Source organism: Paenibacillus sp. Cedars (genome assembly GCF_003184205.1).
Classification (GTDB): domain Bacteria; phylum Bacillota; class Bacilli; order Paenibacillales; family Paenibacillaceae; genus Paenibacillus_AQ; species Paenibacillus_AQ glucanolyticus.
In genome coordinates this window covers 5,870,023-5,895,000 of record NZ_CP020866.1, presented here as the reverse complement: position 1 = coordinate 5,895,000, position 24,978 = coordinate 5,870,023, and the positions used below count along the sequence as shown (strand labels likewise).

The 24,978-nt window shown below is 48.8% G+C and carries 30 protein-coding genes and 1 riboswitch; of the genes, 27 read left to right on the top strand and 3 right to left on the bottom strand.

Annotated elements, in window-relative coordinates:
• Nucleotides 1-172: 172 nt before the first annotated feature.
• On the top strand, nucleotides 173-826 hold the full coding sequence (locus B9D94_RS28435) for an IS3 family transposase (RefSeq protein WP_148248517.1): 654 nt from the start codon (nucleotides 173-175) through the stop codon (nucleotides 824-826).
• Nucleotides 827-835: 9 nt separating this feature from the next.
• The gene (locus B9D94_RS32000; protein ID WP_148248516.1) at nucleotides 836-1,012 is read left to right on the top strand and encodes an IS3 family transposase; all 177 of its coding nucleotides are present in this window, start codon (nucleotides 836-838) and stop codon (nucleotides 1,010-1,012) included.
• A 115-nt stretch (nucleotides 1,013-1,127) separates the two neighbouring features.
• Here B9D94_RS32000 and B9D94_RS28425 read toward each other — a convergent pair whose 3' ends face one another.
• Nucleotides 1,128-1,649, bottom strand: a complete 522-nt coding sequence (locus B9D94_RS28425; RefSeq protein ID WP_006207396.1) for a hypothetical protein — start codon at nucleotides 1,647-1,649, stop codon at nucleotides 1,128-1,130.
• A gap of 230 nt (nucleotides 1,650-1,879) precedes the next feature.
• Between B9D94_RS28425 and B9D94_RS28420 the strand changes: the two genes are divergently transcribed.
• The 10 genes from B9D94_RS28420 (at nucleotide 1,880) to rsmI (ending at nucleotide 9,952) form a co-directional block, all read left to right on the top strand.
• Nucleotides 1,880-2,065 carry a sigma factor G inhibitor Gin gene (locus B9D94_RS28420; protein WP_006207397.1) on the top strand — a complete coding sequence of 62 codons (186 nt, stop codon included), beginning with the start codon at nucleotides 1,880-1,882 and terminating at the stop codon, nucleotides 2,063-2,065.
• Between the two features lie 137 nt (nucleotides 2,066-2,202).
• Nucleotides 2,203-3,870: an aminotransferase class I/II-fold pyridoxal phosphate-dependent enzyme gene (locus B9D94_RS28415; RefSeq protein WP_148248515.1), complete on the top strand. Its 1,668-nt coding sequence runs from the start codon at nucleotides 2,203-2,205 to the stop codon at nucleotides 3,868-3,870.
• An 84-nt stretch (nucleotides 3,871-3,954) separates the two neighbouring features.
• Entirely contained in the window at nucleotides 3,955-4,599 is a 645-nt protein-coding gene (gene tmk / locus B9D94_RS28410; protein ID WP_006207399.1) for a dTMP kinase, read from the top strand.
• Nucleotides 4,600-4,664: 65 nt separating this feature from the next.
• Complete coding sequence (locus tag B9D94_RS28405) at nucleotides 4,665-4,994, top strand: cyclic di-AMP receptor DarA (protein ID WP_006207400.1); 330 nt, start codon at nucleotides 4,665-4,667, stop codon at nucleotides 4,992-4,994.
• Between the two features lie 339 nt (nucleotides 4,995-5,333).
• A complete protein-coding gene (locus B9D94_RS28400; RefSeq protein WP_006207401.1) occupies nucleotides 5,334-5,777 on the top strand; it encodes a YaaR family protein in 444 nt (147 codons plus the stop codon).
• A 75-nt stretch (nucleotides 5,778-5,852) separates the two neighbouring features.
• Nucleotides 5,853-6,839 (top strand): DNA polymerase III subunit delta', encoded by a 987-nt coding sequence (gene holB, locus B9D94_RS28395; protein WP_148248514.1) that lies wholly within the window; start codon nucleotides 5,853-5,855, stop codon nucleotides 6,837-6,839.
• Nucleotides 6,840-6,895: 56 nt separating this feature from the next.
• Entirely contained in the window at nucleotides 6,896-7,696 is an 801-nt protein-coding gene (locus B9D94_RS28390; protein WP_006207403.1) for a PSP1 domain-containing protein, read from the top strand.
• A 32-nt stretch (nucleotides 7,697-7,728) separates the two neighbouring features.
• Nucleotides 7,729-8,100: a DNA replication initiation control protein YabA gene (gene yabA, locus B9D94_RS28385; RefSeq protein ID WP_006207404.1), complete on the top strand. Its 372-nt coding sequence runs from the start codon at nucleotides 7,729-7,731 to the stop codon at nucleotides 8,098-8,100.
• Between the two features lie 194 nt (nucleotides 8,101-8,294).
• Nucleotides 8,295-9,062: a tRNA1(Val) (adenine(37)-N6)-methyltransferase gene (locus tag B9D94_RS28380; protein WP_120662312.1), complete on the top strand. Its 768-nt coding sequence runs from the start codon at nucleotides 8,295-8,297 to the stop codon at nucleotides 9,060-9,062.
• Entirely contained in the window at nucleotides 9,059-9,952 is an 894-nt protein-coding gene (rsmI, locus tag B9D94_RS28375; RefSeq protein ID WP_006207406.1) for a 16S rRNA (cytidine(1402)-2'-O)-methyltransferase, read from the top strand. The genes B9D94_RS28380 and rsmI overlap by 4 nt, the downstream gene beginning before the upstream one ends.
• 248 nt (nucleotides 9,953-10,200) lie before the next feature.
• On the opposite strand, the gene B9D94_RS28370 is transcribed toward rsmI, so the two are convergent.
• The gene (locus tag B9D94_RS28370; RefSeq protein WP_006207408.1) at nucleotides 10,201-10,455 is read right to left on the bottom strand and encodes an AbrB/MazE/SpoVT family DNA-binding domain-containing protein; all 255 of its coding nucleotides are present in this window, start codon (nucleotides 10,453-10,455) and stop codon (nucleotides 10,201-10,203) included.
• 321 nt (nucleotides 10,456-10,776) lie between these two features.
• Here B9D94_RS28370 and B9D94_RS28365 point away from each other — a divergent pair, with 321 nt between their 5' ends.
• The 13 genes from B9D94_RS28365 to B9D94_RS28305 all read left to right on the top strand — a co-directional run bounded on the left by B9D94_RS28365 (nucleotide 10,777) and on the right by B9D94_RS28305 (nucleotide 23,420).
• Nucleotides 10,777-12,066: an HD domain-containing protein gene (locus B9D94_RS28365; protein WP_006207409.1), complete on the top strand. Its 1,290-nt coding sequence runs from the start codon at nucleotides 10,777-10,779 to the stop codon at nucleotides 12,064-12,066.
• A 94-nt stretch (nucleotides 12,067-12,160) separates the two neighbouring features.
• On the top strand, nucleotides 12,161-12,925 hold the full coding sequence (locus B9D94_RS28360) for a TatD family hydrolase (protein ID WP_006207410.1): 765 nt from the start codon (nucleotides 12,161-12,163) through the stop codon (nucleotides 12,923-12,925).
• A gap of 206 nt (nucleotides 12,926-13,131) precedes the next feature.
• A riboswitch (cyclic di-AMP (ydaO/yuaA leader) is annotated at nucleotides 13,132-13,346 on the top strand.
• Between the two features lie 272 nt (nucleotides 13,347-13,618).
• Entirely contained in the window at nucleotides 13,619-14,806 is a 1,188-nt protein-coding gene (locus B9D94_RS28355) for a resuscitation-promoting factor (protein ID WP_006207411.1), read from the top strand.
• Nucleotides 14,807-15,000: 194 nt separating this feature from the next.
• Nucleotides 15,001-15,552, top strand: coding sequence for a ribonuclease M5 (rnmV, locus tag B9D94_RS28350; RefSeq protein WP_036640994.1), 552 nt, complete (start codon nucleotides 15,001-15,003; stop codon nucleotides 15,550-15,552).
• Nucleotides 15,549-16,433, top strand: a complete 885-nt coding sequence (gene rsmA, locus B9D94_RS28345; RefSeq protein WP_063478222.1) for a 16S rRNA (adenine(1518)-N(6)/adenine(1519)-N(6))-dimethyltransferase RsmA — start codon at nucleotides 15,549-15,551, stop codon at nucleotides 16,431-16,433. The genes rnmV and rsmA overlap by 4 nt, the downstream gene beginning before the upstream one ends.
• Nucleotides 16,434-16,547: 114 nt before the next feature.
• On the top strand, nucleotides 16,548-17,450 hold the full coding sequence (yabG, locus tag B9D94_RS28340) for a sporulation peptidase YabG (RefSeq protein ID WP_036640982.1): 903 nt from the start codon (nucleotides 16,548-16,550) through the stop codon (nucleotides 17,448-17,450).
• Between the two features lie 288 nt (nucleotides 17,451-17,738).
• On the top strand, nucleotides 17,739-18,014 hold the full coding sequence (gene veg, locus B9D94_RS28335; protein WP_006207415.1) for a biofilm formation stimulator Veg: 276 nt from the start codon (nucleotides 17,739-17,741) through the stop codon (nucleotides 18,012-18,014).
• 232 nt (nucleotides 18,015-18,246) lie between these two features.
• Nucleotides 18,247-18,429 (top strand): small, acid-soluble spore protein, alpha/beta type, encoded by a 183-nt coding sequence (locus B9D94_RS28330; RefSeq protein ID WP_006207416.1) that lies wholly within the window; start codon nucleotides 18,247-18,249, stop codon nucleotides 18,427-18,429.
• 191 nt (nucleotides 18,430-18,620) lie between these two features.
• Complete coding sequence (gene ispE, locus B9D94_RS28325; RefSeq protein ID WP_006207417.1) at nucleotides 18,621-19,475, top strand: 4-(cytidine 5'-diphospho)-2-C-methyl-D-erythritol kinase; 855 nt, start codon at nucleotides 18,621-18,623, stop codon at nucleotides 19,473-19,475.
• 108 nt (nucleotides 19,476-19,583) lie between these two features.
• Nucleotides 19,584-20,411, top strand: coding sequence for a pur operon repressor (gene purR, locus B9D94_RS28320; protein ID WP_006207418.1), 828 nt, complete (start codon nucleotides 19,584-19,586; stop codon nucleotides 20,409-20,411).
• Nucleotides 20,412-20,594: 183 nt separating this feature from the next.
• Entirely contained in the window at nucleotides 20,595-20,879 is a 285-nt protein-coding gene (spoVG, locus tag B9D94_RS28315) for a septation regulator SpoVG (RefSeq protein WP_006207419.1), read from the top strand.
• Nucleotides 20,880-20,989: 110 nt separating this feature from the next.
• The gene (gene glmU / locus B9D94_RS28310; protein ID WP_006207420.1) at nucleotides 20,990-22,378 is read left to right on the top strand and encodes a bifunctional UDP-N-acetylglucosamine diphosphorylase/glucosamine-1-phosphate N-acetyltransferase GlmU; all 1,389 of its coding nucleotides are present in this window, start codon (nucleotides 20,990-20,992) and stop codon (nucleotides 22,376-22,378) included.
• An 88-nt stretch (nucleotides 22,379-22,466) separates the two neighbouring features.
• The gene (locus B9D94_RS28305) at nucleotides 22,467-23,420 is read left to right on the top strand and encodes a ribose-phosphate diphosphokinase (protein ID WP_006207421.1); all 954 of its coding nucleotides are present in this window, start codon (nucleotides 22,467-22,469) and stop codon (nucleotides 23,418-23,420) included.
• A 155-nt stretch (nucleotides 23,421-23,575) separates the two neighbouring features.
• Here B9D94_RS28305 and B9D94_RS28300 read toward each other — a convergent pair whose 3' ends face one another.
• Nucleotides 23,576-23,776, bottom strand: coding sequence for a hypothetical protein (locus B9D94_RS28300; RefSeq protein ID WP_006207422.1), 201 nt, complete (start codon nucleotides 23,774-23,776; stop codon nucleotides 23,576-23,578).
• A 107-nt stretch (nucleotides 23,777-23,883) separates the two neighbouring features.
• Here B9D94_RS28300 and pth point away from each other — a divergent pair, with 107 nt between their 5' ends.
• Nucleotides 23,884-24,447, top strand: a complete 564-nt coding sequence (gene pth, locus B9D94_RS28295) for an aminoacyl-tRNA hydrolase (RefSeq protein WP_006207423.1) — start codon at nucleotides 23,884-23,886, stop codon at nucleotides 24,445-24,447.
• 123 nt (nucleotides 24,448-24,570) lie between these two features.
• The gene (locus B9D94_RS28290; RefSeq protein WP_006207424.1) at nucleotides 24,571-24,801 is read left to right on the top strand and encodes an anti-sigma-F factor Fin family protein; all 231 of its coding nucleotides are present in this window, start codon (nucleotides 24,571-24,573) and stop codon (nucleotides 24,799-24,801) included.
• Nucleotides 24,802-24,978: the final 177 nt, after the last annotated feature.

Below are 24,978 nucleotides of genomic sequence, written 5' to 3'. Positions count from 1 at the left end.
ATGAGAAAATATATAGGGAGCTAGGTGAGTTCGGTCTACTGGATGGACGGGGACGTCGGAAGCAATATAGGAGTCAGGATCAGTATGTGCAAAAGTTGAAACGGGAGAATGAGTTGCTAAAAAAGTGCTTGGTCGCCTGGAAGGAGGAAGTAAACAAGAGAGATATCAGATCATGGAAAAGGTAGCAGCATACGGAGATGTCCAGAAACTCTCCCGCGTTTTTGGTGTGTCCCGAAGTGGTTATTACGCTTATTTAAAGCGCAAACGAATCGATCGTGATGCAAAGGCAAAGAAGCAGGTGTTTCAAGTTTATCAGCGTTATGAAGGAAAATATGGCTATCGGCTGCTTCAGTTATTTCTTTGGCAAGATCAAGGGATTTGGATGAACCACAAGAAGGTCTTTCGTCTCATGCAAGCACACGGCATTCAATCTCGAATTCGCCGTAAGAGACGATTTGGAAGCACGTGTGCAGCTGCTGAGCGTGTATCGAAGAACCGTCTGAAAAGGGATTTCACTGCGGAAAAGCCAAATCAGAAATGGGTAACTGACATTACTCAGTACCGTGTTGGAGAGCGTTGGGTGTACCTGTCAGCCATTAAGGATCTGTTTAATAACGAAATTGTGGCTTACGACATGGGCGAACGCAACGACAATGAACTCGTGCACCGCACATTCAGCAAAACATTTGTTAAGCAAAAAGACGTGACCGGATGGATCGTTCATAGCGATCAGGGTTTCCAGTACACGTCTCATGCTTACCACGACATGCTACCAGCCAAAGGTTGGCGCCCGAATCAGCATCTCTCAACGAGGAAATTGTTATGACAATGCTCGATGGAGAGCTTCTTCTCGCATCTCAAAACGGAAGGACTCTACCCTTTCATATCCGAACGGTCACCGAAGCACAAAACAAAATTGAGAAATACATTCTGTTTTTATAACCGGAAACGACCACAACGAAAACTAAAAAAACTGACGCCGGTAGAGTGCCGACGCCCGTTTTCCGCCTAGGTTTTTTTCAAATGTCTATAAAATGGGGTCTTGAACACTTCGGAATGAGGTGTTTTTTTAATGATGGACTGGATGATTACTATATGTACCCATGTAGATGGAAGACAGCACTGTGTTATTGCATGTAGTAAGAGATGTCTTGTTCGTTCATTTTTAACATGCCTTCCTTACGCTGACCAGTCAGGCGCAGCATCGTATAGCCACGGGGGAGAAGAAGCCACAGATGCCAGAATGCTAGCGCAATCGCTAAAGGCAGCGGTAACCAGAAAGCCATCATAGCGCTTAAGACAATCCCTACCCAGCAGGTATAGAACTGTACCAAAGTGAATACACGCAAGCTGACGTGTTGATCCGGTATATAGCCAAGCCACGGCAGCTTTAGACGAAAGCGCCAGCGCTTCCGGTAGCCTGCTCCGAGCAGAATAAGCACCGTATGCCCGATGACATACTGGATCCATAGCATAAGCGGAAAGGCGATTAGCATATAGAGCGGGATATAGGGTGATACCGTAAATATCCCCGCAACTGCAGCGAGCACAGGCAGACCTAGGTAAAGGATGAGCAAGCTTTTGGAAATCTGAATTTTTTTAATGAGTCGGTAGTGATAAAAGGTGGCTTGACCGTGTGGATCTGCCATTGGGCTGTGCCGTCCTCCTTAGGTATAAGATAAATTTCGATAGACAAGAAGTAACAGTCTTTTATGTTTTTATCGGACAAAATCATATTTTTATTAAGTTAAAAAAAGGTACAGACACAAGGCCAGCAAGGGGTACATATAAATAAAGCGTAGAAAGATATCCTATGAAAAGGTTTAAAATAATAGAAACTGTGTCATACTAATAGTAAAAGGATCAAGGTGGGATGGTTATGGAAGAATTGACCGAACACGTGTGTATCATATGCAATCAGTCCAAGACAGACGGAATCACCATTGTATCGCAATTCGTATGCGAGGAATGTGAATCGGAAATCGTTCATACCAGTGCGGAAGATGCCAAATATCATTTTTTCATCCGTCAATTAAAACAGATTGCCATGCCTAAAAATGCATAGACGCGATACGCGTGTAATGGGCCTGAATTGAAGGCCTTTTTTTGTTTGTGCAGGCTGTTTAGTGGGATTGGGGCGTAGGCGTAGGTTTCAAATTGCGTTAAAATAGGTTAGAGAATGTAATCCGAAGGGATATGTCGATGACTACACATAGAGACCTTGCCCCACTTGCAGAAGCATTGGCGTTATACCGGGATCGGGGGGCTTCCTCATTTCATGTACCCGGTCACAAGAATGGCAGGGCATACGAGGCAGACAGGAACGGCGCAGACATGCTGCATGAAGCCATGCGTATTGATGTGACGGAAATTGCCGGGACGGATGATTTGTTTCATCCTGAAGGGGTCATTCAGGACGCACAGGAGCTGGCAGCAGATTGTTTTGGAGCCGAGGAGAGCTTTTTCCTCGTGGGTGGAAGTACTGCCGGCAATCTGGCGTTAATCCTAACGGTATGCCGGGAGCCTGGGGATATCGTGCTTGTACAACGGAATGTACATAAGTCTGTCTTAAACGGATTAATGCTGGCAGGGGCAAGGGCGGTCTTTCTTCAGCCGGAAATGGACAAGTCCAGTGGTCTGGCTGTTGCTCCTTCTGCAGCGACGCTGGCAGCAGCGCTTGAGGCTTACCCGGAGGCAAGAGGGGCCGTCGTAACGATGCCCAACTACTACGGGATGGGCAGCGACTTGAGGCCGCTAGCAGAGGCATGCCATGAGCATGAAATTCCGCTGCTTGTGGATGAGGCGCATGGAGCCCATTACGGGCAGCATCCCCGGCTGCCGATGAATGCCCTGTCCTGCGGCGCGGATGGCGTGGTTCAATCCACGCACAAGATGTTAGCCGCGATGACGATGGGAGCCATGCTGCACGTACAGGGCGGGCTGCTCGACCGCAGCCTGCTGCGTCAGCGGCTGGCAATGGTCCAGAGCTCCAGCCCCTCGTACCCGCTCATGGCTTCGCTGGACCTGGCGCGGCGCCTGCTGCACACGCAGAGCGCAGGCGCCTTCACGGCTGGCCTTGCCGCCGTGGATGCCTTCCGGCGCGGCCTAGCGAAGCTGCCGCGCTTCGGGCTGCTGCAGCCGCCGCAGCCCGGGGGCCACGCCGCGGGCACAGCCGCTGCGGCGTATACCCGCCAGGACCCGTTCAAAGCGGTCATATATGACCGCACCGGGTCCCTGAGCGGGTATGCACTCCAGCGCGCACTAGAGGCGCGCGGCTGTGTGCCGGAGATGAGCGACGAGCTGTACGTCGTCTTATTGTTTACGTTAGGGTCGACCCAGGAAGATGCGAATCACGTCTTATGGGCTCTTGTGCATATTGTAGAGCAGGAGGAGGCGTTGGAGAAGACCGGGACTGAACCAGGCGATCAACCAGAGGGTACGGAATTGCTGATCCGGAAATTGCGGGATCAGGGGGATTTCACGAGGTATGAGCAGCCAGTGTTTCGTCCGGAAGAAAATCTTGATTATATCGATGTCGATGCTAGCTTGTTAACTGAAGAATATGTAACCCCCAATGTTTCCACGTGGAACAATTTGCCCGGGGAAACTCCCTATTCAGCTCCGGTTCCCTTTTCACTGAAGCCGATCGACAGGGAGATGGTGGAGTCCGTGCCAATAGAGAGCATCGCCGGACGAACGGTCGCGGAGATGGTGATTCCCTATCCGCCAGGAATTCCGATTCTGTATCCGGGCGAGGTCATAGCCATGGAGATGGCACAGAGAATGCTGGCATTAAGGGAGGCAGGGGCCAAGTGCCAGGGCATCAAGGATCCAACACTGGCAAGCATTGTCGTTTTTAAGGAATTATGAGGCAAGGAACTCGAAGTATACACTGATATCGATAGTCGACACATATTAGATCCGTGATCAACAAAAGATGAAAGCAGGATACTTATGAATAATCGCAGACCACTATTTATTACCCTGGAAGGAGGAGAAGGATCCGGTAAAACGACCATGATGGGCAGACTCGCCGCCTTTATGCAGAATCATTCGATACCTTATCTGATTACCCGCGAGCCTGGGGGCATTGAGATTGCGGAGAAGATTCGCTCCATTATTCTGGATCCGGAGCACACTGCGATGGATGCACGCACCGAAGCATTATTATATGCGGCAGCCCGCCGACAGCATCTTGTGGAGAAGGTGGAGCCGGCATTAAGGCAGGGGCTGACCGTGCTCTGTGACCGATTCGTGGACAGCAGCCTGGTTTACCAGGGATATGCACGCGGATTGGGGATGGAAGAGGTGTGGAGCATCAATCAGTTCGCCATCGATACCCGGATGCCGGATTTGACGCTGTTGTTTGATATCGAGCCAAAGATTGGCCTTTCACGGATCGCAGCGAATGCCGAAAGAGAATGGAATCGACTGGATATGGAGAACCTGACATTTCACGAGAAAGTTAGGGAGGGCTATCTGCTGGTAGCAGAGCGTAATCCGGATCGAATTCGCATCGTGGATGCTTCCAAGACACCGGCGCAGGTCGAACGGGAAATGAATCGTCACCTGGAAGACGCGATATTAAAGGATTTTTGAGGTTGTTTGTCAAATAAGTAGTGATAGGGGCACACGATGTCCAAATTAAACAAGGAGGGTTTACCATGAAATTGATTGTTGCGATTGTACAGGATAAAGATAGCAACCGTCTCTCTGCCGCATTGGTCAAAGCTAATTTTCGGGCAACGAAACTTGCCAGCACAGGCGGCTTCCTGAAGGCGGGAAATACCACCTTTATGATTGGGGTAGACGATTCACAGGTTGAAAGCGTGCTTAGTGTCATTCGCACAAGCTGTAAGGTTCGTGAGCAGCTGGTCACTCCGGTAACCCCAATGAGTGGTACTACAGATTCCTATCTACCGCTTCCAGTCGAAGTACAGGTTGGCGGTGCTACGGTATTTGTGCTCCCTGTTGAACGATTCGAGCATTTCTAAATTCATTTTCTGGATCTGCGATAGCACGTAACGGATGTTTTTATTGGGATATTTGACGGCTGTGTTCTCCTGTATCGACTATCTTTTGAACCTCTTCTGTATCATAATAAAAATAGTTACCGTAGATCGCCGTACTCGGGAGATGATCTTTAATAGGTAATGATGTAGATGAACTCCAAATAAAGTATTGAATGTATCGGATGATTGCCTGTAAATCGCTTGACAAGAAAACCATTTCAAGGTACGTTCACGTGAGGCATAGGTTGTTCGATTTATGAACGTACCGGATGCCTCCGTTTTATTAAGATGCTAGAATTACGCAAGAGGCGGTGGATCAGGGTGAAGATTAATCCGGGCTTTCGGCCCATGAAAAGTGAAATCACGGTGCCGGATGGCAACGCCAGACCGATTCAGCAGCGATCATTCTCCGATATGATGCAGCAGCAGGGGGAACGTGCAACCCATGAGGAACTGAATCGTCAAATGCGTGAAATTGCACTACAAGGGGACCGATTGGCCAAAGTCATGACTGTTCGGGAGCTGAAGACTTATAAAATGATGGTTCGGCGCTTCCTTGAGGAAACGGTTCGGCGCGGTGTGAAGATGAAGGAAACACGGGGCTGGGACCGCCGGGGGCGCGGCAAGCGTTATAATGTCATAGATGAGGTTGATTCTGCGCTGCTGGCTATGGCAGATGATCTGCTTGATACGGAGCAAGGGAGAATTGATTTGCTGAACAAGGTTGGAGAAATTCGCGGCATGCTAATCAATCTTGTATTTTAATTGTAAGGAAGCTTAAAACGATCCATGAGGTGTTACGGCCATGAAGGCATGGGGATCGGTAGAAAGTGAGGACTTATGTCTTTTAATGATATCGTAGGTCAAGAGACTGCGAAGCAATTGCTGCAAAATGCCTTGCGCCGCCATGCAGTTAGTCATGCTTATCTGTTCAGCGGTCCTAACGGTGCCGGGCAGATGCAGACGGCGCTTACGTTCGCCAAGGCATTGTTTTGTACGGAGCTTGAAGATGATGCCTGCGGGCATTGTTTGGAATGCCGCAAGGTGGACCATGGCAATCATCCTGACCTTACGATGGTCGAGCCGGATGGGGCCAGCATCAAGATCGATCAGATTCGTGATCTGCAGCGCATATTTTCCTATCGCTCGGAGAACCGCAATCCGAAGGTCTATATTATTGACCGGGCGGAGAAAATGACAACACAGGCAGCCAACAGTCTGCTTAAAGTTTTGGAGGAGCCGCAGTCGCCGGCGGTAGCTATCCTGATAGCCGAGAATGGACAGGCACTTCTGCCCACCATTCAGTCCAGATCCCAGCAAGTACCGTTCCGGGCACTGGATCCTCAGATGATGGAGAAGGTCCTGGTAGGTGAAGGTTATCCTGCTGCACTTGTGCGCTGCGCAGTTCATCTTGCATCAGGAATTGATGAGTGCAGGAAAATATTGAATGAGAATTGGTTTGCAGAAATTAGAAACGTAGTGTTACAATTAGGGAAGGAGTCTTTGAACCGAAGCGGCTCAGCTATGATTACAGCGAGTCAAAAAGTGTTCAAAACAGAACTCTCTGATCATCTGGACCTATTGTTCAGCATGTTTCATTTATGGTTTAAGGACATGATCCATGTCCAGTATGGAAGGAAAGAGTCTCTCGTTTTCATAGATCAGGCGGAGTATATCTCTGGTCATGCGTCAGCCCGCAGCACAGCACAGTGGGTGTCATACATGGATTTGGCCGCAGAGTGTCAGAAGAAGTTACGCTATAATGTCAATGGACAGCTCAGTTTAGAGCAGTTGTTGATGGGTTTGGGCGGTAACACTCCGGCGTGAGCACACCCCCAGGCCCGAAGAATGGCCAATATGTACAGGCACAAGGGGGTTTATTTTTGTACAGTGTAGTAGGTGTCCGCTTTAAGAAAGCGGGCAAAATATATTACTTCGATCCGCTCGATCTGCCCGTGGAGAAGGAACAATCCGTCATTGTGGAAACCGCGAGAGGCATAGAGTATGGTCAAGTTGTGATAGGAAAGAAGGAGGTTGGTGAATCGGACGTTGTTCTTCCACTGAAGAAGGTCATTCGCATCGCTGGTGATTCCGATGCCCGTGTGGTTGAAGAGAACAAGCACGCCGCGAAAGATGCATTCACCACCTGTTTAAATAAAATTCGGGATCACGAGCTGAAAATGAAGCTGGTCGATGTGGAATTCACATTTGATCGCAACAAAATCATTTTCTACTTCACCGCCGAAGGCCGTGTGGATTTCCGTGAACTGGTTAAGGATCTGGCCAGTATATTCCGAACTCGAATCGAGCTTCGCCAAATCGGAGTTCGTGACGAAGCCAAAATGCTCGGCGGTCTTGGACCCTGTGGACGCGTACTGTGCTGTTCCTCATGGCTTGGTGATTTTGAGCCGGTATCGATCAAGATGGCAAAGGATCAAAGCCTATCGCTCAATCCGACTAAAATTTCCGGGCTATGCGGAAGATTGATGTGCTGCCTGAAATTTGAGCATGATAATTATGAAAGCGTGAAAGAAGAGCTTCCATCCGCTGGAAAGCTTGTCGTTACTTCGCTGGGAGAAGGCAAAGTAGTCGGACTTAATGCGGATAAGCGGACGGTTCATGTTCAGCTGTTTGAAATTGGAAAGGTTAAGGAACTTCCGATGGATGACGTTGTCATCAAGTAGTCCAATAGAATGTTTATTTTCGGGGTGTAGACTTGGAGAAGAAAAACATTTTTGTGCTCATTCAAGAGTTGGAAACACAGATGGGACATATACACAGTGAACTGGGTGGACTTAAGCTGGTCATCAAGGAACTGCTGGAAGAGAACCATCGCCTCAGTCTTGAAAATGAACAGCTCCGGAAAATCTTAAAGAGGGAAGTCAATCCGGCAGAATTTGAAAACCCAGTTGCTATACAACCTCAGCCTCATGTGAAGGATGAGGAACATGGAGAAGATGTGGTCGGTGAGGGATATGATAACCTGGCCCGGCTGTATCATGAAGGCTTCCACATTTGCAATGTCTATTATGGACATCTGCGCACGGAAGGGGATTGCCTGTTCTGCTTGTCTTTTTTGAATAAATGAGAAGCCGTAGGAGAAACTGCCTACGGTTTTTTTCTAGAATGGAAAGGTTATACTGTAAGGATCGATAAGAACGTCATACGGCTGCTTGTCATGCAATGTGAAGAGCAGCCTTTTGTGTATTTTATAGGCCCGACATGCGGTTAGTTAGGGCAATACGAGGCAAGGATCTATTATGGAGATAAAGGGTTGAAACTATGAAATTGAAAGAAGTGCTGTTACAGACATCAGAGCGGATTGATGATCTGCTCACCCATGAGCTTGGAATCATCCAGAGCGAGGAGGTTTTCAGCTTCTCCATGGACGCGGTCCTGCTTGCCAGGTTTGCCAGCGTACCACGGCGGGGCCGCATTTTGGATATGTGCACGGGGAACGGAGTTGTACCCATTCTGCTGTCGACACGTACAGGTGCACCGATTGAAGGCATCGAGATACAGCCCAGACTGGCCGATATGGCTAGACGGAGTGTAACGATGAATGGTCTACAGGAGCAGATCACGATACATGAAGGCGATCTGCGGGAGCTGTACAAGGAAAAAGGGTATGGAACCTATGACCTGATTACGGTGAATCCGCCTTATATGCCGATGAATGGCAGTGACTTAAAGCTGAATGAGCATCAAGCGATTGCAAGGCATGAAATCCACTGCACGCTTGCGGAAGTGATTGAAGCCTGTGCGAAGCTGCTGCGCCAGGGCGGGAAGATGAGCATGGTTCACAAGCCGCTGCGTTTGGCGGAGATTATTACCCTGATGAGCAAATACCGGATTGAACCGAAAGTCATCCGTTTTGTCCATCCGCGTGTAGATATGGAGGCCAACATGGTGCTCATAGAAGGCATTCGGGATGGGAAGCCGGAGGTACGGTTGAAGCCTCCGCTGATTGTGTATGACGAGCAAGGAAATTACGGCCCGGATTTCATGGAAATTTACTACGGATCACATGAGGATGAGACTAAAGAATGAGAAATATCGTGCAACAGAGTTATGCAACTCGGGACGAGGGAAGCCCGGGTTCACTTTATTTGGTGGCGACGCCGATCGGTAATTTAGAGGACATGACGTACCGTGCGGTGCGGATTCTCCAGGAATGCGACATTATCGCAGCGGAGGATACGCGGCAATCGCGTAAGCTGCTGACGCATTTCGAAATTCCGTCCAAGCCGATGTTCAGTTATCACGAGCATAATAAGGCGGCGAGCGGTCCTGAAATCATACGCTATATAATAGAAGGAAAAAATGTGGCACTCGTCAGCGATGCCGGTCTGCCGGCCATTTCAGACCCTGGTACGGACCTGGTTTCACTGGCCATTGAAGCGGGAATTTCCGTCATTCCAATCCCGGGGGCCAATGCTGCACTTTCCGCCTTAATCGTCTCGGGTCTGCCAACCGAACGGTTTACCTTTATCGGCTTTTTGCCGCGGGAACGCAAGGATATCGTGGAGCAGCTGCAGGCACTGCAATCGGCGCAGGGAACGCTGTTGTTCTATGAATCCCCGCATCGTGTGAAGAAAACGCTGGAGATCCTGCAAGAGGTACTGGGAAATCGGAAGGTGACCCTCGCACGCGAGTTGACCAAACGATATGAGGAATTTCTACGCGGAAGCGTGACAGAGTGCCTGGAGTGGCTTACGGAACATCCTCCATTGGGTGAATATTGTTTGGTGGTAGAGGCGGGCAGTGCAGAGGAAGAGCTTCGGGAGAAAAATGCCTGGTGGCAGGAGCTTTCGCTGGAAGAGCATGTAGAGCATTATGAGCGGGAAGGATTAAGCCGGAAGGATGCTATGAAAAAAACCGCGGGTGATCGCGGTGTATCGAAGCGGGATATATATAACGCGTTATTAGCAGATTCATGACCACCCATACCTGGCGCAGGGGATAGCCAAATAGCCCACAAAGTAGAGCCTATGCTTTGATGATTATTTTAAAAACTTTGCTGGGACCCGTAAAGGATTGAAGAATGGCTTGCATTTCACTGAAAACTTTCTTTAATCTCAAAAAAAGACCCTCCTGCGGCCGGGTTCAAAGCCGAGGAAGGTGCCAAGGAGATATGAAAAAGGTTAGAATTAACAAAGTGTAATAATGCTATTATATACTAAAAATCTTAATTTGTCACAGGTGTAGGGATTTCCGAGATACATTCATGGCAAACAATTTTACCCTTGAAGTAAGTGACATTCTCAGCGTTACCACAGAAGATGCAGGCAGGCTCATATTTCTTAAGCATGATGCGTTCGCCGTCTACATAAATCTCCAATGCGTCTTTCTCACCAATTCCGAGCGTACGGCGTAACTCAATTGGAATGACGACCCGTCCAAGCTCATCGACTTTCCTTACAATTCCTGTTGATTTCATCATAACTTATAAATGCCCCTCTCGCCATAATTTAAAAAAGTCATAATTCGACATAGTTCTAGTTTTTATGTTATTTATAGTACCAACGATTCCCAAAACAGTCAACCTATATTTTTGAAAAATCGGAACCTATTTACGAAAGTATAGTGAACAAAACCCTTGTATAACAAAGGAATTACCATAATCGAACCAATTATTGTTGCAATTTTCTATTTGTCGATTTGGAAAGCGCGTTTTTACCTTATTCGACATTGTTCGACATTAGTTGTCAAAAGAAGTGTTAAACGGCCATATCCACATCAAAATGATAAGGAGATGAGATGGATGCATTCCCCAATATCGGAAGAAAAAGTGTTCAAGGATCCAGTCCACAATTATGTTCATGTGCAGGACGATATCATATGGAGGTTAATCAATACGCCGGAATTCCAGCGGCTCCGCCGGGTCAGGCAGCTTGGGACCTCTTACCTGACTTTCCACGGAGCGGAGCACAGCCGATTCTCTCATTCTCTGGGTGTCTATGAAATTACGAGAAGAATCATCTCTCAATTCGAACGGAGAGGGTATTCTGACTGGCCAGCCGAGGAACGGCATGTGGCTCTCTGTGCGGCGCTGCTGCATGATTTGGGACACGGGCCTTTTTCCCACTCTATAGAAGAAGCCTTCAATATGAACCACGAGGATTGGACATGCCGGATACTGCTTGGTGATACTTGTGTTAACAAGGTTCTGCAGGAGCTTGGGGCAGATTTTCCGGAGAAAGTGGCTTCCGTCATTAACAAGACGTATGATAAGCCGATTGTCATGAACCTGGTAACCAGTCCGCTTGATGCAGACCGCATGGATTACCTGCTGCGGGATGCGTATTATACGGGAGTGAATTATGGGACCATTGACATCGACCGGATATTGCGGATGCTGCGGCCGTTCCGTGACCGCGTGGTGGTCAAGGAATCCGGCATGCACGCCGTGGAGGATTATCTGATGTCGCGGTACCAAATGTACTGGCAGGTGTATTTTCATCCTGTCACCCGAAGTTCGGAGATCATCTTGCGTCAAATCTTTCGCCGTGCAAAAGAGTTGCATGACAACGGGTACGCTTTCCGGTTTATGGTCGAGCCGCTTCCGGCCCTGTTTGAAGGCAATATCGGTGTAAATCAATACCTGCGCCTGGATGAAGCGCTTATTCAGACGGCATTTCTGCAATGGACCGAGGAGGAAGACAAGCTTCTTGGCGAATTATGCGGCCGTTTCATGCACCGGAAGCTCTATAAATATGTAGAAATCGACAATATCGATTTGGAGACCATCGACGGGATACGCCAAGCGTTCCGCGATGCGGGGCTGCATCCGGAATATGACCTGGAGATTGATTTTCCAACCGATCTTCCTTATGATAAGGTTCATTCTGATATGCCGCTTAACGAGAAGCAGATCCTGCTTCTGGATCGGCATGATGAGCTGCGGGAAATTTCCGAGGTGTCCGATATTGTACGCTCTATCAGCGGCATTCATAAAGGGCGATATCATCTTTATTTTCCGGAGGAGAAGGTGTATCCGCTACTGGAGCAGATGCCGGAGAAGATAGGTGAGATTTTTAAGCAGCAGAATTAACTTGGTGAGCAGGACAACCGCAGCATGATGGGTATAAGCAGTGCTGCAGGAAAATATACAACAAGGAAACGACAGGAAAGGAGAGGGTAATATCATGCTGTTCGACACGCATACTCATTTGGATGCTCCCCAATTCGACGAGGACCGGGAGGAAACCATCGCGCGGGCGCTTGAAGCCGGCGTGAGCCGGATGATTAACATCGGATTTAACCGGGAGACCATCCCGACCACGATGAAGCTGGCAGAGAACTATGACTTTATATATGCAGCGGTAGGCTGGCATCCTGTAGATGCCATCACCATGGAGGATCAGGATCTGGATTGGATCGCCTCCCTATGCAGTCATGAGAAGGTGGTGGCTATCGGGGAGATTGGTCTGGACTATTATTGGGATACATCCCCAAAAGAAGTACAGCATCAAGTATTCCGCCGCCAAATCGGACTGGCTCGGGAACTGAACATGCCCATTGTCATCCATAACCGGGATGCACATGAAGATATCGTAAAGATTCTAAGGGAGGAAAAAGCCGCCGAGGTCGGCGGTGTAATGCACTCCTTCTCCGGGAGCTGGGAAACGGCCAAAATGTGTCTGGATATGGGATTCCATATTTCATTTGGAGGACCGATTACCTTCAAGAATGCGAAGCAGCCTAAAGAGGTATTGGCGCAGGTTCCACTCGATCGATTATTGATCGAAACGGACTCGCCTTATCTGACCCCCCACCCCTTCCGCGGGAAGCGAAATGAGACCGCTTATGTAAAATTAGTGGCGGAGACCGCAGCCGAGATTAAGGGCATGTCCTTAGAGGAATTGGCCCAAATTACCACCAAAAATGCACTGGAACGATTTGGCATTTAACGAAATTGAGAGCAAAAGCGATGAAAAAGAGAGCATTTTCGATTAATTAAAGTTTTTTAATCAGAAAAGGCGTTGATATTACAATATTTTAACCATTTACATCAGAAAATGTGGTTGATTGTTGCTTTACAACCTGCATGTAAACAGGATATCATCTTTTCAGTGATAAGAAGCTGCGATGTGCAGATCGCCAGCCGAATATTTCATGAACCGTCTCGCTTAATCTCCGAAATTCTGGAGAACGGGGGAACCGATACTGCCGTGCATACAGGTCTGAATGCACCAAGCCGTATTTGATTTCTTTATCGGGTCTTTGGGGTGAATTTGAAGGATCTCGCCATGAGCGGGTATCCGGATATAGGGCGTCTCTCTTACGTCCGAACCCGACAGCTAACTCCGTAAGCGAAATAAGAGGGGAAATCTCGTGCATACCATTTCCATGATTCTAATCATCAGGAAGCCACGTTAGAGCCTCTAGTACTCTTTCAATGGCTTTCTTTTATTTTTGAATAATGGCGAAGGGATCATCATACTCTTGGTAATCAGGAGGTGGTGGTAGATGGACGGGAAGACGGGAATTGACGCAGGGTGTTAGATAGATAGCAGGGCGCCTTGTGAGAATAATTGCTATAGTCACGTCAAATGCATTCATGCGTTACTGAAGACGGCGGGACTATGAAGGAGGATGGAATAGTGGGCATTTTTCAACCTGAAGAAACCCATGAATCACAATCATCCAGCATGTCTTACGCATTGAGATGGAAGCATGACAATTTGCGTCAATTGATGTTGCTCGGCACGATGGGAGCCGTTACGGTATCACTTCTCGTTTCGTTGATTGTACATGATCAGACAGGCAAGGAAGTTCAGCTTGTGGTCGATGGTCGTGTCACCACAGTAGAAACACGTGGATCATTGCTGCAGGAATTGCTGGATGAGCAAGCGATCACGTTGAGCCCAGAGGATCAGATTTCGATGCCTCTAAACGGTGCGATCCAGGACGGCGACCGGATCATCATTGAACGGGCAGTTCCAGTCAAGGTTACAGTTGGCAGCAAAACCAAAACCATATTTACATCCCAGGATACGGTTGATCATGTACTGAAAGAAGCTGGCATTACGATCCAGGGTGAAGATATAGTACAACCGGCACAGCATACGAAGCTTACCAGCGATATGAGTATCAACGTCGTGCGCGTTACGAAACAAAACGTTAAGGAAACAGAAGACCGGGAATTTCGTGTGATTAAGACAGCCGATCCATCGCTCGAAAAGGGTGACAACCGCGTGATTCAGCGGGGTGAGTCCGGCATCATGGTAAATCACTATGAGAAGGTCTATCACGATGGCAAGCTGGTTTCCAAGACCAAGGTTTCCCAGGAGATTGAGCGCAGAACGAAGGACAAAATTATTGCTGTAGGCACGAAAAAAGTGGAGAAACCCGCTATTGCTCAAGCGGCAGCCACCGATGTGAAAGCAACACCGGCTAAACTCTCCGGCACGAAAAAGGTAACAACCGCCAAAGCGGTGGAGAATAATGTGGCTTCTCGGGCAGGCGTTGATTTTAAATACAAAAAGGTATTGAACAACGTGTCGATGACGGCGTATTCTGCCGAGCAGCAAGGAATCGGCACTCGGACAGCATCCGGAACACGTGTGACGGAAGGTCGGACGATTGCGGTAGATCCTAATATCATCCCCATCGGATGGTGGGTGTATATTGAAGGCATCGGCTTCCGTCGTGCGGAAGATACGGGCGGTGCCATCAAAGGAAACAAAATTGATGTTTATTACGATTCGTTGAAATCCGCCATGAATTTCGGACGTAAAAGCGGCCGTACTGTTTACGTGATCGGTCCGGTTAAACCTGAATTGAACTAAACGAATGAATTCCAATTTACAATGCCATTCTAATGCTATACTATTTAGCTTATAATAAATGATGATGAAGAAGAGGGAATCTTTCCTCTTCTTTTGTTTTGTAAAAAACGAGTAATAATATAAGGCCTATGGGGCTTGAAGCTGACCATTCGCTGTACAAGCCGGCCTTGCGTGGGAAGGAAGAGAGCAATCGCATGATTAAAGAAGTAATCGTTGTGGAGGGCAGGGACGACACGGTAGCCATTAAACGGGCCGTGGACGCGGATACGATCGAAACGGGCGGTTCTGCCATCAATAAGCAAATCCTTAAACGCATCGCGCTTGCCCAGGAGCGCAGAGGCGTTATTATATTAACGGACCCCGATCATGCAGGAGAGCGGATTCGGAAAATCGTGGAGCAGGGCGTGCCAGGCTGCAAACACGCCTTCATTCCGGAAGAGGACGCTACCCGAAAAGGGGATATCGGCGTTGAGAACGCCTCTCCTGAGGCCATTTTGCGTGCGCTGGAGAGGGTCCACACCTCCTTCGAGGGCAGAGAGAGCCTGATCAGTCTGCAGGACATGATGGAGGCCGGTTTATCGGCCCATCCGGAGGCTGCGGCAAGACGGATGGCGATGGGAAACCTGCTGGGCATCGGATATTGCAACAGCAAGCAGTTTCATAAACGACTGGCCACGTTTCAAATATCACGTGAAGAATTTCTGGCCGCGCTGACGCAGCTGGAAGAGGGGGGCGTAAAATCATGAGCCGGTTCGATGATATATCAACACCAAGACGGACGAAGGAGATCATCTCACGTCATGGATTCTCCTTCAAGAAGAGTTTGGGTCAGAACTTTCTCATCGATCAGAATATTCTCTACAAAATCGTGGAGGCCGCAGGATTAGATGAGGATAAAGGAGCGCTAGAGATCGGTCCTGGCATCGGAGCATTGACGGAGAAGCTTGCACAGACTGCAGGAACGGTTACAGCGATAGAGATTGATCAGCGCTTGATTCCGATCCTGAGGGAAGTGCTGGAGCCTTATGAGAACGTGAAGGTTCATCATGGGGACGTATTGAAGGTGGATCTTCATGAGTTGTTCCAACAAGACTTTGCGGGCGTATCGAAAGTCAGCGTCGTTGCGAATCTTCCGTATTACGTGACAACGCCGATTCTGATGAAGCTGCTCGAGGAGAAGCTGCCGCTGGAGAATATCGTCGTGATGATCCAGAAAGAAGTAGCAGAGCGTATGGCTGCGGCACCGGGAAGCAAGGATTACGGGAGTCTCAGCATCGCTGTCCAATATTACAGTGAGCCTAAGCTGGTCTGTATCGTGCCGCATACGGTATTTATTCCGCAGCCCAATGTCGCTTCGGCTGTTATTCGCCTAGCCGTACGGGAAGAGCCACCTGTTAGCGTAGAAGACGAAGGGTTTTTCTTCGAAGTGGTACAGGCTTCTTTTGCACAGCGGCGGAAGACCATCGCCAATAACCTGAAGAGCCGGTTCTTTGCGGGTGAAGGACGTGAGCGGCTGGAACAGCTGCTGCAGGAAGCAGGAATTGTGCCTTCACGGCGCGGAGAGACACTCAGCATCGAAGAGTATGCCAAACTTAGCAATGTGCTCTACAACGCCGATATTCGATAGACCAGCAGATTGACGTGCGCAGGGGGCCCTGAAGGGGTTTAACATGATAAATTGAAGCTTCCTAAGAACCAATAGTCACAGTGGCCCATACCATAGGGTAGGGGTGATGTTGTGATGAACTTGGGAGACTTGGTCGTTCGTAAATCCTACGGCGGCGATGTAACGTTCCGGGTAGAAGGCATGCGGCAAAATAATAATATCGTCATCAAAGGGACGGAATTCCGGTTATTGGCCGACGCTCCCGTTAATGATTTGGTCACGGTCCCGCATCCCGCCGTAAGCGAACGAACAAAGCAGGCACAAATTAAAGCCAGTGAGTCGCTTGACCGCCTTCAGAAGCACCGTCAGGAGCAGAGCGAGCGTCAACTGGCCAATCTGCGAAATATCGAAGGCGACCAGCATGCGAATAAGGGATACTTTGACGTGCCGGGCAAGGTGCTGCATTTGGATGGAGATCCCCAGTACCTGAAGAAAAGCATGGCCTTGTACAATCAGCTTCGGGTACCAGCGGAAGGCCATTATATCAATGAGTCGTCGATGGCCGATTCATTATATCGTCTTCTTCCCAGGGTAAGACCCGATATCGTTGTGATTACAGGTCATGATGGTGTTCTCAAGAGACGACAGCCATACGACTTATATAGCTTGGACAGCTATAAAAATTCACACAACTTCGTCACGGCTATCCAGGTAGCCCGTCAGTATGAGCGGAATCTGGATTCCCTGGTCATTGTGGCCGGTGCGTGCCAATCGCATTTCGAAGCACTTCTGCAGGCAGGAGCCAATTTTGCCAGCTCGCCAGGGCGAATTCTCATCCATGCGCTGGATCCCGTGTATGTAGCTGCCAAGGCAGCTTATACGTCGGTCAGGGAAACCGTAAATATTCATGATATCGTCCATCATACGATTAGCGGCAGCCAAGGCGTGGGCGGAATCGAAACAAGAGGCAGCTACCGGATCGGTCTGCCCAAACTGCAGGATTTGTCCACTTTGAAGGTTACGCCTTCCGTTAGCTAGCCAAAATCCTAGTGCTAGCGGTTGAATCATGCCGCTGAGGACAAACCAAGAAGAACCCCACAAGCTGGGGTTTTTTTATTTTTTCTTTCGAAACCTAAAGAAATTTGTCAAAAAAAATACATAAAGCTTGTCATTTTAGCGCATATTAAAACAAATGAACACGAGAAATACGGGATCAAAAAAAATTCGTTGACAAGGTATTTTTGATGCTGATATAATTAATGTTTTTGAATTGACAAATGACTGAATCTTCGGTATAATGGACAAGGAAAGAGGTGGTCGTCGACAATGGCTAAAAATGCGCTGTTGGAAATCAAACGCAGTCTCGATGCCCATTTAGGGCAAAAAATTACGCTTCGGGCTAACGGTGGCCGTCGGAAGACCGTCGAGCGTACTGGTGTTTTGGAAGAAACGTACCCTTCTGTTTTCATTGTGAAGCTGGATCAAGACCAGCAGACTTTTAAACGTGTGTCTTACAGTTATGCCGATATTCTGACCGAAACCGTGGAAATCATGGTAACCGGTGATGACAACGAGATGCGAATCACCTATATCAAGTCATAACGATATGTCGAGAACAGTCTCCACTTACAGGGAGGCTGTTTTTTGTTGTTGCCAGCTCTCCAGAGGAATGACAAGGAGAGATGGAACGCATACTAAGGCTGCGCGGGTCTCTTCAACCGCCTGAATGCGGCCAGTGGAGACTTAAGCCTTGAGGAGCTTTACGTAAGGCCTCTACAACGCGCTGTAAGCCGTTCATGCCATACTCAATACATTTTCCAAGGAGGCGGGTTTGATGAGCCGGAGAAGGCGCAGTATTATGTCAGATCAACTGAAGACCGAATTGGCTAAGGAATTGGGATTTTACGACACCGTGCAGAAGGAAGGCTGGGGAGGCATTAAAGCCAAGGATGCCGGCAACATGGTAAAACGGGCGATTGAGCTCGCAGAGCGGGCAGCTAGCAAATCAGATCTGTAAACCACAGGGCAGGGCCTTCCGTAAAGCGGGAGGCCCTGTTATTTTATTGCGGCTCAAGCGGCACGGGTACGCTGCAACGGACGGTCCCATGACTTCATCGCCGGAGTTTGTTAAGATAGAGGCAATAGATGTTTTTCTCCGAATATGGTAAGTTCAAGCATATGGGAAAAGCTAAGGATAGGTGAACGTTCTTGAAAATATACGAAAAAGCACCGGCCAAAATTAATTTGATGCTGGATGTACTCCATAAACGTCCTGACGGCTTTCATGAGGTAGAGATGGTCATGACGATGATCGACCTCGCCGACCGGCTCGAGATGTCGGAACAGAGGCGGGATACCATCATCATCACCTCACAGGCAGGATACATACCGCTGGACGAGAAGAATTTGGCCTTTCAGGCAGCAAGACTAATCAAAGAGCGCTACGACGTGAAGAAGGGTGTGCACATTCACCTGGACAAAAAAATTCCCGTCGCGGCAGGACTCGCAGGAGGCAGCAGTGATGCAGCGGCAACTCTGCGTGGGTTGAACCGCCTCTGGGAGCTGAACATCCCCCAGCAAGAGCTGCTTGCGCTTGGCGCGGAGCTCGGCTCGGATGTGCCGTTCTGCGTAACCGGCGGCACAGCACTGGCGACAGGGCGCGGCGAGGTGCTGACGCCGATCCCGAATCCGCCGCAGTGCTGGGTGATCGTGGCGAAGCCGCCGATCAACGTATCGACGGCGGAAGTTTACGGCCGTCTGCGCAGCGAGCAGATCCAGCACCATCCATCCGCTGAGCGTATGGTAGAGGCGCTTTCGCAGGGCAGCTTCCAGTTGATGTGCCAATCGCTTGGCAACGTGCTGGAGGAGGTTACCTTGAAGATGCACCCCGAGGTTCAGCAGCTGAAGGAAGGGATGCTGAAGCTGGGAGCCGATGGAGCGTTGATGTCCGGAAGCGGACCTACGGTCTTCGGTCTGGTATCGAAGGAATCCAAGGTGGCCCGGATTTATAATGGTCTGCGGGGTTTCTGCAAGGAAGTGTATGCTGTTCGCCTGCTTACCTAGAAACGGTTATTATTGACAATTCGGGGGCGAATTTCAATTGAAGTTGTATAAATACGTACAAAAGTGTTATATTTAACATATAATATTCGGATTTAGCGAGGAACCCTAGTGAAAAAATTAAAACGAAGCGAACGATTGGTCGACATGACCCAATATTTACTATCCAAACCGCATACGTTGATTCCGCTGACGACGTTCGCCGAGCGATATGGAGCGGCCAAGTCATCGATCAGTGAGGATTTGGCGATCATTAAGGACGTATTTGAGAGTGAGGGGCTCGGAGAGCTCCAGACGCTGGCTGGTGCAGCGGGCGGAGTTCGGCACATTCCGAAGCTGCGTAAGGATCATGCGCTGCGGTTTGCCGAGGAGCTGTGTCAGCAGCTTCAGCAATCGGACCGGATTTTGCCAGGCGGCTATCTGTACATGTCGGATTTGCTTGGACAGCCTTCGCTGATGAACGAGGCGGGCAAGATCATTGCTACCGCATTCTCGGACCGGGATATTGATGTAGTCATGACGGTGGAAACCAAGGGGATTCCGCTGGCTTATGCGACAGCGGCCCAGCTGAACCTGCCGGTCGTACTAGTTCGCCGGGACCATCAAGTGACGGAAGGATCGGCCGTAAGCATCAATTATGTATCGGGCTCACACAAGAGCATTCACACCATGTCATTGTCCCGCCGGGCGCTCAAAGAACGCTCCCGTGTACTGATTGTGGATGATTTTATGAAGGCGGGGGGTACCATACAAGGTATGGTTGATCTGCTGGGTGAATTTAATGCCGAAGTCGCAGGTGTAGGTGTATTGGTAGAGTCGGGAGCGGTTGAAACCGAGGAAAGGCTTCTGGAGGACTATATCTCACTCGCCATCCTAAGCGATGTGGACTCCAAAACGAAGAGGATTACCGTGAACCCTGGTAATTACTTCGAAAAATAGGATCGCGATATTTGTCGATATAATAGCGTTTTCATTCGAATTTGCCCGAAGTCTGTCGAAAATATCACTTTCTAAAAAAAATTCCTGTTTTTAGGACATTTTATAGTAGAAAAAAGAAGGATTTCGGGTTTGCTGTGTGGAATTATACACCAAGTCTCTGATGGAAAAAGGTGGTGAACACATATGCAAATTACGGATGTCAGACTCCGCCGTGTTAACTCTGAGGGGAGAATGAAGGCAATCGCATCCATTACCATCGATAATGAATTTGTCGTTCACGACATTCGCGTCATCGACGGAAACAATGGAATGTTTGTTGCAATGCCGAGCAAACGCACTCCTGATGGAGAATTCCGCGACATTGCCCATCCCATTTCTTCCGGTACCCGCGAGAAGATTCAATCGGCTGTATTAGCCGAGTATGAGCGCGCGGCTACAGAAGAAGAAGTGATTGAAGAAGGCGCTTAAGTTCTACAATTGGGGTTCAAGGAAAAGAGAGCCATACCTATGGCTCTCTTTTCTTTTTTTGTAGAATGATATATATTCAGTAGTGAGTTCAAGAGGAGGAGGCATGGCCCTTGAAAAGATTTGCTATTGTGCTCGCCGCTGGGCAGGGCAAACGTATGAAATCCAAACTATATAAAGTGCTGCATCCTGTTTGTGGCAAGCCGATGGTAGGACATGTATTGCAAACGGTACAGCAGGTGAACTGTGAACGCAGTGTTGTGGTCGTTGGTCACGGCGCGGAAGCCGTCCGCACATATCTGCAAGACGCAGCCGAATATGTTCTGCAGGAACAGCAGCTCGGTACGGGTCACGCTGTGAAGCAAGCCAAGGAACTTCTTGGCGCTGAGGAAGGATCCACGATTGTCATTTGCGGGGATACTCCACTGGTGACTTCAGAGACACTGGAAAATCTTTTGAAGCTTCATGAGAGCAACAACGCGGCCGCTACGGTGCTTACCGCGCATATGGACAACCCCAAAGGCTACGGCCGGGTCATCCGTGGCGAGGATGGCAGTGCACTTCGGATTGTCGAGCAGAAAGACTGCAGTCCGGAAGAGGACGCAGTTACTGAAATTAATACCGGTACCTATTGTTTTGACAATAAAAAGCTATTCGCTGCACTGGATAAGGTAACCAATCAGAATGCGCAGCAAGAATATTACCTGACCGATTGCATCGGTATCCTGAAACAAGCCGGCGAGACCGTGCTTGCTTATCAGACGAATGATTATGCGGAATCGATTGGCGTCAACGATCGTCTTGCGCTATCAGAGGCCGAAGGCTTCATGAGAGAGCGCATCAACCGCACGCACATGTTGAACGGTGTTACTATCATTGACCCTGCTTCGACGTATATCGGTGCTGATGTCACTATTGGTTCTGACACCGTGCTCTATCCCGGTACCATCCTGAAGGGGAATACGGTGATCGGAGAAGACTGTGTGATCGGACCCGATACGGATATTGAAGACTCCGTTATCGCCAATGGTGCCAGCGTCAAACATTCGGTGCTCAGCAGTGCTGAAGTCGGCTCGCGGACATCGGTGGGGCCTTTTGCTTATCTCCGCCCAGGCGCCAAGTTGGGTGAAGATGTGAAGGTTGGCGACTTCGTTGAAGTGAAGAATGCCACGATTGACAACGGCTCAAAAGTATCCCATCTCAGTTATGTTGGCGATGCCAAGGTCGGCAAGAACGTCAATATCGGCTGTGGAGCGATTACTGTCAACTATGATGGTTATAATAAATCCATTACCGAGATTGAAGATGATGCATTTATCGGCAGTAATGTGAATTTGATTGCACCGGTGAAGGTAGGCAAGGGCGCATTCGTTGTTGCAGGCTCCACCATTACGCATTCGGTTTCCGACAATGATCTGGCCATTGCCAGACAGCGTCAAGAGAACAAGCCTGGATATGCAGAGAAGATTCGGGCACGCGCTATTGCTAAGAAGAACAAGTAAATCGTAATACGCCTGCTTCTCTCGCGAAGATGGGAAGCGGTGATCGGATAGCCTAATTCAACGAACCAGCACGGAGGGTTTTTATTCTATGACTTATCTTGATTCTAAATTAAAAATATTCACGTGTAATTCCAATCCTAAACTTGCTCATCAAATCGCTGACTATATCGGCATTCCGATGGGGGAATCGCATACAACCAGCTTTAGTGACGGCGAGATTCAAGTAAAGCTCTCCGAGAGCGTACGGGGCTGCCACGTATATATCGTACAGTCTACCTGCCTGCCGGTGAATGATAACCTGATGGAACTGCTGGTTATGGTCGATGCGCTCAAGCGGGCATCCGCGAAGAGCATCAACGTGGTAATTCCGTATTACGGATATGCCCGTCAAGACCGTAAAGCGCGTTCGCGGGATCCGATCACTGCAAAGCTGGTTGCGAACCTAATCGAGAAGGCAGGAGCTCATCGCGTCATAACGATGGACCTGCATGCGATGCAGATTCAAGGCTTCTTTGATATTCCGGTGGATCATCTGCTCGGCGTACCGATTCTTGCACAATACTTCCGCTCGAAGCAGATTGAGAACCCAGTCGTTGTATCTCCGGATCACGGCGGTGTGGTTCGTGCAAGAAAGCTGGCTGATTTCCTGAATGCTCCGCTGGCCATTATCGATAAGCGCCGTCCGGAGCCGAACGTCAGTGAAGTCATGAACATCATCGGGAATATCGAAGGCAAAACAGCCATTCTGATCGATGACATTATCGATACAGCCGGAACGATTGTGCTGGGTGCCAACGCGTTGATGGAAGGCGGCGTAAAAGAAGTGTATGCGTGCTGTACACATCCGGTTCTCTCGGGCCCTGCCCATGAGCGTCTGGAGAACTCTCCGCTGAAGGAAGTTGTTGTAACAGACACCATTCCGATCACCAATCCTAATCCTAGCAGCAAGCTGACCGTGCTGTCGGTTGCTCCATTGATGGGAGAAGCCATCATTCGGGTTCACGAGGAATTATCGATTAGTAAATTGTTTGAAATAGAATAATAAACCGTGCCGGACAGGGTTACATCTCCTTATTAGGAAATGTAGCCCTTGTCGGCTATGGTGACTTTGGCTCGGCCTTACCCCGGCATCGCAGTTGAACAACTGTGAAGTAAACGTTTTCATAATAGAGGCCTGTTAATACACGGTTGGCCATGTCAGTATCCGGGCCTGGAAATGAAAGTGAACGTACTCCGATTGTACAGCGTTCCCTCAAGCTCAACAAAATAGGCGTCGACTGCAGTGATCAGACCCACGTCTATGTGACAACCGAGTTCATAGACTTGAACGGGGATGCCATGCTTCATATGGTATTGAAAATGGCTGTGATGCGTTAATTTCTGTTCAAAAGCTTTCAATGCCGATTCACCTTCTTATGAGGGCATTACGCCAATAGGTTTTGTTCATATTGTACTCAGAAATGCGCAAAGAAGAAAGTATAAATCGTGAAAGGAATCAACCAGTGATGAAATGGATTGTCGGACTGGGCAACCCTGGTCCAGCTTATGAGAAGACACGCCACAATGTTGGGTTCATGGCACTGGATGCTCTGGCGGAGCGTCATGGCATGAAGTTCAATCAGAACAAGTGCAAATCGGTCATCGCCGAAGGGATGATTGGCGGTTCCAAGACCGTTTTGATCAAACCGATGACCTTTATGAATCTCTCAGGCGAGGCTGTACGCGCCTATATGGATTATTATAAAGTAAATCTGGAAGATATGATTGTAGTTTATGATGATTTGGATACCGTCGTTGGCAAGATCCGTCTGCGCTATCAGGGCAGTGCGGGAGGACATAATGGCATCAAATCCATCATTCAGCATACGGGCACTCAAAGCTTTAACCGTGTCCGCATGGGAATATCCAGGCCGGAGCCGGGTTATGCCATCGTAGACTATGTGCTGGGCACCTTTCCGAAGAAGGAGCGTGAGCAGCTGCAGAGCATGGTGGAAGAAACCTGCGATGCGCTGGAGTTCAGCCTGGATCATACCTTTGAACAGACGATGGCGAAGTTTAACAAATCCTAGAGGAGCATCATATGATGCAGACATACAAGAGATGTATTGAGGCTCCCGAAGCAGAAGAACAGCGTCTTAAACAAGGAAAGTCCGGGCATACTGAAGGTATATACAACCTTCAGGAGGCATATGATGGCGATAACCTATGTTTGTAGACACTGTCGAGCGTTTCAGGGCCGTATCGATTCCAATCATGTATCCGAAGCACGTCTTGGTTTTGATTCCTTGACCCCTGAGGAACGCAAGGATATAATAGCGTATGATTTTAACGGAGAAGTTATGGTTCGGGTAACCTGCGATCATTGCAGGGAAGCGCTCGAAGCCCATCCGGAGCTTAGTCTTTTGGCAAATCCCCTGCAATGAGAGTATAATGGGGTACACGATGCTTTTTCGTAGAAGACATACAGTGGCATAGTCTGCCGCTGCCCTAGCCTTGGCAGTTTTGCTCAAGGCTTCTTTTCGGTTATAATTTTTTGGCAAATGTTTAAAATTCCATGAGAAATAGATTCTAGGAAATTCATTTCTTTTGCATAAGAGAGG